Source organism: Paraburkholderia sp. BR10923 (genome assembly GCF_040948765.1).
GTDB lineage: Bacteria > Pseudomonadota > Gammaproteobacteria > Burkholderiales > Burkholderiaceae > Paraburkholderia > Paraburkholderia youngii.
In genome coordinates, this window is sequence record NZ_JBFPKO010000157.1 from 1 (window position 1) to 531 (window position 531).

General features: G+C 62.1%; 1 protein-coding gene. It reads right to left on the reverse strand.

Features of this window, described 5'->3' with window-relative positions; translation table 11 throughout:
• The coding region (locus AB3X94_RS41885) for a transposase (RefSeq protein ID WP_368614475.1) at nucleotides 1-531 on the reverse strand (531 nt) is incomplete at both ends.

A 531-nucleotide genomic window follows, 5' to 3' on the forward strand; every position in this document is an offset into this window, starting at 1 on the left:
TCTGGCTCAGCGCCCCGGTAACCACGGTCGACGATCGCGATTTCAGGTTTGACATCGCTGAGAATCGCTGCCTGCTCCAGCGCTTCTTCCAGCGTATGTCCATCGTACGGATTGCCCGGCATCGAGCGGGCACCCACCACCAGCCCTTCCCGGTGTGTCGTCGTGATCGACACCTTGACGCCAAACTCGTATGGCGTGCGCGCCTTACCCTTGGCCAGGCACTCGACTTCCGGCGCGTGCAGCGCATACAGCTTATTTTTGTCCTTCGTCTTCTGCGTCAGGATTCGCTTCGTGCGGGCAATCAGTTCCTGCAGCTCAGCTCGCCTGTTATCAACCACCGTGTCGAGTTGCCGTTCGACATCGCGCATGACGCGGCCGACACGCGAGCGCAGGGTGCGCACTGCCTTGCTCATCCGCCGGTACTGCTTCGCGTGCGCGTAGCGGCTGATCTGGGTGGCCAGGCGTGGTGCTTCGCGGTTGTAGTTCTGACGCAGTTTCAGGCCGTGCCGCGCAGCTGCCTTCACGAGGTGT